Source organism: Mesonia sp. K4-1 (genome assembly GCF_008017825.1).
Lineage (GTDB): Bacteria > Bacteroidota > Bacteroidia > Flavobacteriales > Flavobacteriaceae > Mesonia.
The window spans coordinates 1-5,928 of sequence record NZ_VRLS01000058.1; the positions used below are offsets into that span (position 1 = coordinate 1).

1 protein-coding gene and 1 pseudogene are annotated in these 5,928 nt (G+C 36.2%); both read right to left on the minus strand.

What is annotated here, in order from left to right; translation table 11 throughout:
• Nucleotides 1-3,906: pseudogene (locus FT986_RS11210) on the minus strand (hypothetical protein); the annotation flags it as partial.
• Nucleotides 3,907-4,371: 465 nt separating this feature from the next.
• Nucleotides 4,372-5,928: GEVED domain-containing protein (locus tag FT986_RS11215; RefSeq protein WP_147865139.1), on the minus strand; the 1,557-nt coding region annotated here is incomplete at its 5' end.

Below are 5,928 nucleotides of genomic sequence, written 5' to 3' on the forward strand. Positions count from 1 at the left end.
TTCACCTGCCGTTACTGAAAAATCTTCTATTCCAAAATCATCATCACTAGGACCTGCCACTGCTCCTGCTAAACAAGAGTTTAACAATGCTCCACAATTATCGTATACAAATACTGAAGCATAGAAACCAGTAAGATCGGACATTAAAATATCTACTAACTCGGTATTTGGTGCAGTAAACTTATATACTACATCATTACCGTTAAGGTAATTCTCTGTAGTATTACAACCTGTTCCTGGAGCACCTTCGTAAGGATTTCCATAATTAGAAGTGTTATTATTACTATCATTATAAGGTAAAGTTGTAACCTGAATATCTCCATTAGTATCAACAGTAGCCACCACTTCTTCTCTAGGAGACTCACATATTAAATTACCAGTAGTTACTGTCCAATTATAAAAATAGTAATAGGAAGTAGAATTAGTTCCTGTTGTACCATAAGAACCACTTAACACTTCCCCTAAAATAGCATTTGGCCCAATTGCATATGGATATGAATTTCCAGATGAATCTCTCGTCATATCTATTGTGCCCTGTTGTCTTATTCTATATACACCAGGCTGAATATCAAAGTTTAGCGTAACAACAAAAGGAGTAGCCCCGTCCATATTCGGAACAGTTACTGCAACAGTATTTAATACACTTCCTGAAGCATCATCCACTAACTCAATATCAAAAGTACCTGCCTCTCCATCTGGATATATCTCTAAATCTACTAAGGTAAATTGCTGATAAGCTTCAAATTCTAATCCATAATTAGCCCCTCCAAAATCCGTACTAGTTGAAAGCGGGGCAAGTTTTGCACTCCCTGAAGTTGTTGTTCCATCTGCAATTACTTCAGAAACCCAATATGATGTAGTTGAAGTAATTACATCTGTTGAATAAGTAGCCCCATAACCAATTGGATTACCCCCAGTCTGATTTGCATACCAATACACATCTGTTCCGCTTCCTGAAGCTGTGGCAGTTAGTGTTGCAGAACCTACACAAGGAACTGTATCCCCTACTGTAGATGTAATATCTAAATTACTACAAACGATCTCCTCTGCATTTACTGAAACTATAGCACTCAAGCAACCATTTAAAGTTTGTGAAACATAATAAACTGTACCATCTACTGCAGGTGTTGTACCTGGTAGAACCGTAGTTCCAGTTGCATCTGAATAAAAAATTAAATTACCTCCGGTTATATCCAAATCATCTAATGTCTGGCCAGGATTAAAAAATTCTGGATCATCTACTTCTGGTCCAGCCGTATAATCATTACAATTGATAATAGCTTCCTCAATTGTTAAAGTATAATCTATGGAAGCAGCATCTCCATTTCCTGAAACAACAATATAATAAGTTTCACTTTGATATACTGTAAATTCATCAATTGCGAAATCTGATGAAGATCCAATATTAGCTGCACCAGCTAAACAAGTATCTCCAATTTCGTTACAATTATCATATATAAATATCCCAGCATCGCTTCCTACAAGATTAGAAAGTCCAATTTTAACAACTTTGTCACCATCAGGAGTATATTCATATACTACATCATTACCATCAAGGTAGTTTCCTGTAGCGTCACAATCTGTACCAGGAACACCTGCATAATTATTAGCATAATTACCTGTACTATTTGTATTTACATAAGGTAATGGATTCGTTGTCACAATATCCGCTACATTATTCACAGTAGCAATTACTTCTGTTCTAGGAGAAGACTCACATATTGCAACCTCATTCCCTACAGTTAAATTATAAAACACATAGTTTAATGATGAGGTACCTGTAGTAGTTGCCCCTCCGGTTACAGAACCAAATGTTCCTAATGGATCTGGGAAACTTCCTGATTGATATTTAAATGTAGGACCTGAAACCTTCACTAATCTATATTGACCAGGACTAATATTAAAGTTTAAAGGTACCGTTACAGCAATAGGTGATGCAGATGTACCTCCTGCCGGCATGCTCATCGTAGCTGAAGCAACTGTAGCATTACCGTTATTCATATCTCTTAACTCTACTTCTAAAAGTCCACCAGCAGAAGAGGTACTAAAAACTTCTGCATCTACTAATGTCATTTGCTGTGTAACATCTAACACAATACCTCCATTTGTAGTTGTAGACAAAGTTCCTGTAGGATTAGTTTCTCCTTGACCTGTCAACAATGAACCTTCGGTAACTACTTCGGTTGCCCAAAAAGATGTTGTTTGTGAAATAATTGGAGTTTCAAATACATTTCCTTTACCTATAACGGTTCCACCTGTAGCTGTATCAAACCACCAAACACTTGTATTCACAACCGCTTCAGCACCTTGTGCTTCTAAAGTAACAGATCCTTCTCCACATACAGAATCTCCCTGAGAAGAAGACACAGAAAGCACACTACATAAAACCTCACCAGGAGTTATTGACAAGGCCGGACTTTCACACGTATCAAATGTTTGTGTCACATAATAAGTAGTATTATCGACCATTAAAGTAGTATCAGGGATAACATTTGTTAATGCTGCATCACTATACCAAGTTAAATTAGCCCCTGAAACAGTCAAATCAAGTAAAGCTTGACCATCTATAAAGTCTGGAGTAGCTACACTCGTAGTAGGCGCAGGATAATTTGCACACAAATACCCATCTAAATTAAAAGTATACGGAAAAGTGTTAGTACTTGAAGTACTTGATATTAAAATATAATATGTTTGACCATTAACAACAGAAAAATCTACACTATGATCACCTGCAGTAGCATTAACTGTACCAGCTAAACAACTTGTTCCTATATCTGCACAACTATCATAAACATACAAACTAGTTTCTCCATCAACTATATTTGTCAATTCTGCATTCATGATAAAATCTGCAGTAGCAGTATACTCATAAATAACATCATTTCCATCTAAATAATTATCAGTGGTTCCACAATCGACTCCTGGAGCTCCTACATAATTATTAGCAAAGTTTGCCGTATCATCTGTATCTGTATAAGGAAGTGAATTCACCACGATATCACCGGCATTATTTACAGTAGCCACAACCTCTACTCGCGGAGTAGACTCACATTGAATCGTAATTGATTCGAAATAAATTTTTCCATAAAACGCTCTTGGATTATTAGCTGTAGGACTAGTAGACGTCCCGCTATAACCAACATTTTGAGTCCCTCCTAGTTTGTTATCACCAACTAACAAATCAACCCCACTAACTGAAAAATTATTTGGAGCAGCTGGAGTAGAAGTATTACCCCAATAATAAAATGTTGTAGACCCACTCACATTTGCTGTCATTACCAACGCGAAGCGATAGGTAGTATTACCAGGTATAGAAATAGATGTATTACTAAATATATTTGACAAGCCATCAGTCGATGCACTTGTAGAAGTCTGAGCAGGCGTAGCCAAAACCCAACCATTACCAACACTAATTCCAGATGGCGGGCCTGTCAAATCAGTTGCATGATACCACAACTCATGCTCCCTAGTCGTATTTGCTGGCATATAATTATCTAAATCTGTAATTGTTACAGCACTAGAATTATTATTACGAACAGCAAATGTTATCGTACTTCCAACACCACTTAAACTGTTTGAGGAACCTACAGTAAATACCGTTTCAGCGTCACCTACAATTGGAACTCCAGTATACAAGGCTTCTGTAGCCCAATAAGAAGTTGTAGAATTTAATACAGGCGTTTGAAAACTTGCCCCTGAACCAACTACATTTCCAGCAGTAGCCGCATCATACCAAACAACACCATCTCCCGTGCCACTCGCAGTAGCCCCTAATGTTACAGATCCTTCCCCACAAACAGATCCATCGACCGTATTTGTTATAGCTAACGTACTACAATTTTGCGCCGTAAGTATGGGGGTTAATAAAACAAAGGCGAATAACGCCAATAAGTATTTTTTTTTCATATGGTTTTGGGTTTAAATTTATGGTTTATTTTAATAATTTCTTAACAATTCTTTCAAATATATGACTTTTTTTTCACATAAACATATGAAATAAAAATCAAGAAAATCAAATTTATCAACAAGCCTTATTATTCCTTAAAAAATCAATAAAGAGATAAAATTGTTAAATTCATAACATACACGTAAATCTGACTAACTATTAGCGAGCTACTATCCAAAAATAAAGCTCTTCCCCCTCTTAAATGAAATAAAAACCAAAATTACATCAAATAACAATAAAAATCTCTCATTTTTCTTTTCATGAAAATACCTACTCTGGATCATCAAAAACCTAACTTTTTTTAATTTAGAGTCTATATCATATGTTTCTTTCCTTATTAATTTATTTTAAAAGGTTTATAAAATAATAGATAAAAAAAGCCAGACAATTTATTGTCTGGCTTTAATATTTATTCACCTAATTCATCACTCCTTTACCACTTTAATCATTGCAGACTTACCATCTACTGTAACTTTCATAAAGTAAGGTCCTGCTGCTAATCTTTCCACATTCAAACTAAGCTTTCTTTGATTAGATTTATGATCTATTACTTTTTGACCTAGCATACTGTATAACTCCACACGCTCTATAGTGCTAAAGTTTTCAACCGTTACTTGGTTTCGCATAGGATTCGGATAATAATTAAGTCCTGCAAATAACGGATTATCTAACCCTAATACTCTATGCACAGTTATCGCTAATTTTTCACTTTCACAAAGACCGTTTGGAGTTTGAGATACATAATAAACTCCCTGATCTATAAGATTTACTTGCGAAGGATCTATCACTGTAAATATTAATCCATCTGTACTTGTATACCAAATAAGATTATCTCCTTGAACATCTATATTTTCAACTGTTTCTCCTGCAACAAAAGATTGGTTAATTGACGCTACAGGTACATCTGCTACGTCTTTTACTTCTACTGTAACTTCCAATCGATTATCACTTTCACAAGCATCTATCGTTTGAGAAGCATAATAAACTCCGCCATCAATTAAATACTCATTAGGCGCTAAAGATGCATTCCCTGAAGCTGAACTATACCATTGAATATTTGTTCCAGTAGCTGATAAATCTGCTACAGTTGCTCCAGTACAAAGCTTCTGAATAGCATCACCACTAGGTGCAACAGTTGGCTGATCGTTTATCGTAACCACTACTTCTTCTCTAGTACTTTCACATAAAATTGTCCCAATAATTACTTTATAATCATGAGTTTCCCCATACGTCCCGCCTGCATCACACGCATCGACAGGAGTTCCCGCATATCGATCCATCACCCTCATCACAGTAGCTCCAGATAAACCACTAGGAATAGTAATTGACCCAACCGTATTGCCTGAACCTGAAGTAGAAGTAAACAGAAGCTCACTTGCATCAAAACTTCCACTTTGATCTAAATCTATCCAAATCTTAACATATTGATTGCTAAAATTATGAGTTATATCAAAATTATAAGTACTTCCTATGGTCATATTCCCCACTAAAGATGGATCTGTCGTATAATCTCCATAAGAGTTAGCTGAACAACCTGTTCCAGTATGCTGAATTCCTGCAGTTGGCATCGAAAAATCATCCATATCATCACCTACCGAACAGTTTTTACTTGTTGGAATACAATATGTATTTGCAATAGGACCAGCTGATACACCACTTCCTAAGTAAACCTCGCTAGCCCAAAAAGAGGTAGTTTGAGTTACATTTACAACTGGGTTACTTCCAGTCGCTACTACATTTCCTCCTGTTGCCGCATCATACCAAAAAATATCATATCCTATACCTGAACTTTGAGCGCTTAAACTTGTATTTCCACCTGGAGCACATATAGTAACATCTTGTGCTTGAGAAACACCCATAGCAGAACAATTAAACTCTACTGGAGTCACTGCTATAGTTGAACTCTCACATCCTAATATCGTCTGGGTAACGTAATAAGTAGTTCCATCCACCAATGGAGTATTCCCTGGAATTGGCATGGT